Annotated in this window: 3 protein-coding genes; all 3 read left to right on the forward strand. The window is 29.9% G+C overall.

Going from position 1 to position 2,280, the window contains the following annotated elements:
- The first annotated feature begins 69 nt into the window (after positions 1-69).
- Positions 70-675 (forward strand): Crp/Fnr family transcriptional regulator, encoded by a 606-nt coding sequence (locus tag CXF67_RS09395; RefSeq protein WP_102088525.1) that lies wholly within the window; start codon positions 70-72, stop codon positions 673-675.
- A gap of 69 nt (positions 676-744) precedes the next feature.
- A complete protein-coding gene (locus CXF67_RS09400; RefSeq protein ID WP_102088526.1) occupies positions 745-1,536 on the forward strand; it encodes an alpha/beta hydrolase in 792 nt (263 codons plus the stop codon).
- The gene (locus CXF67_RS09405) at positions 1,520-2,107 is read left to right on the forward strand and encodes a hypothetical protein (RefSeq protein ID WP_102088528.1); all 588 of its coding nucleotides are present in this window, start codon (positions 1,520-1,522) and stop codon (positions 2,105-2,107) included. Before CXF67_RS09400 ends, CXF67_RS09405 begins: the two co-directional genes overlap by 17 nt.
- Positions 2,108-2,280: the final 173 nt, after the last annotated feature.

A 2,280-nucleotide genomic window follows, 5' to 3' on the forward strand; every position in this document is an offset into this window, starting at 1 on the left:
TGTATATAGCGCACTAAAACGCGCCATATACTAAACGTTAGCAAAAATTTAAAATCAACCTACCAACAAATGAATAAGGCTTTCTCAAAAGAAGAAAATATTTTATATAGCTTTTTAAATACTGTTTACCCGCTTACAGAATTGGAATTTAAGCCCATAGCTGAAATTTTAAAAAAGAAAAAATACAAAAAGGGAGAAATTATTTTAAATATTGGTCAAGTTGAAACAAAAACTAGTTTACTAATTAAAGGCTTTATTCATCAGTACGTAATAATTGAAGGAGAATTGTTTACTATTGATTTTTCACTTTCAGGTATGAGTTTTAACAATTTCACTAGTTATATAGAAAACTCGCCTTCAAATCAAATACAACAGGCAATTACTGATGTAGAAGTTCTATATTTTAAAAAAAAAGATATCGAAAAATTACTATTAGGAAGCCAACCTTTTTGTTATATCTACACTAAACTATTTGAACTAGTACATCTAGAGCGTGAAAAAAGGTCTTTACTCTTGCAACACAAAGATGCCGGTAAAAAGTATGAATTATTTCTAAAAACAATAGAAAAATCTAAAATATTTATAGAAGAAATACCTCAAAAATTAATTGCAAATTACTTGGGGATGTCACCGGAAACTTACAGTAGAGTAAAAAAGGAATATCTTAAAAAGTAAAATCATTTATTGATTTGAAATAAGTTTTATAGATTAATGTTGTTACATCTTTGTGAAAAATTTTAACTTATGAAATATATTTATCTTTTACTTCTACCTTTACTTTTGAGTTGCTCCAATGATGAGAGTTTAGACATCATTGGAGCTACAGAAGAATTTATACTAGAATCAAGCATTATTAACGATAGCTATCCTATTTATGTTTATTTACCAGAAAATTATTCCAATGATTCTTCCAATAAATTGATAATTGGATTAGATGGCGATACTAGGTTCAATGCTATAGCAAATATAATTTCCGATAAAACTCGGAACGGAAGTATGCCACCTTCTATTTTAATATCTATTGGAAACAATGAAAATAGGAATCGAGATTATACACCAACATCTTATGAACACGGTACTGGAGGTGCTAATAACTTTTATCAGTTTATTAAAGAAGAACTGATACCTGAACTTGAATCAAGGTATAATGTAGACTCATCAAATAATAAAACACTAATTGGGCATTCTTTTGGTGGGTTATTCACACAATATATTATGGCACAAAATAGACAAGATAACCCATTCGATAAATTTATTGCAAGTGGCACATCATATTGGTACGATTCGGGTATAATATTTGAATATGAACAGGATTATGCAAATGAAAACATTGACTTAGACGTAACATTTTATAATGGAATGGGGACCTTAGAAGGAGGAGTTATGCTCGCGTCTTTTGAGGAAATGAATGAGCGTATAGACAACAGAAACTATCAAAATTTTAAGCATAAAAATGAATTAATAGAAAAAAGTGGACATGCGGGTTCTGCAAATACAATATTTAAAAAAGGATTAGACTATGTGTTCAGCAATTAGAATAATTACAATTATAGGTTTGTTATCTATCAGTAACACCCTATACGCCCAAAAAACTAATAACAACTCTTTAGAAGTAGGTGTATTGGGAGCAGGCGATGAATCCTTATATTACGGCGGCTACAGCAAATTTATCGTACCGCTATCTGATAAAACAAATCATTTTACGATTTCTTTTGCTCTAACTGCCTATTTCGATTTTAAAGGAGAATCAGAACCAGATGCTTATTTAGTAGATGATATTGATATGCGATTAATACCAACTGTTAACTTTGGCTATTCGTTAAATTTTAATAAAGTCCAATTAAATTTTGAAGTTCCAGTTGGTTTAAGTTATGCCCATACAAAAGGTACTTTGGTAAATGAAAGAATAGGTTTCGAACGAGATTATTCCAATAATGAAGTTTTCTTTAATTATGGCTTTTCTTTTTCCCCAAAATACAAAATTAATAATTCTAATAGTATTGGAATCACTACATTTCTACCTTTTATTAAGGACAAAGCTCAATCTGGATATCAGATTGGAATTGGGTGGACAAAAACTTTTGCTAACAATGTATATAAAAAATAGGGCGGTTATTGCTTAACCAATGGCTTGGGATTATTTGCGGGGTCGCCATATTTTTAATTTGTATTTTAGCTAACAATAAAAATTAAAAATATGGCTTCCTGCTTTACGGAAAGTTAGGTGCTTATCACCTGCCCTACTTTTCATATACGAGACGTTAGCATTTATTAAATACT

This window comes from Psychroflexus sp. MES1-P1E, assembly GCF_002836055.1.
Taxonomy (GTDB): Bacteria; Bacteroidota; Bacteroidia; order Flavobacteriales; family Flavobacteriaceae; genus Psychroflexus.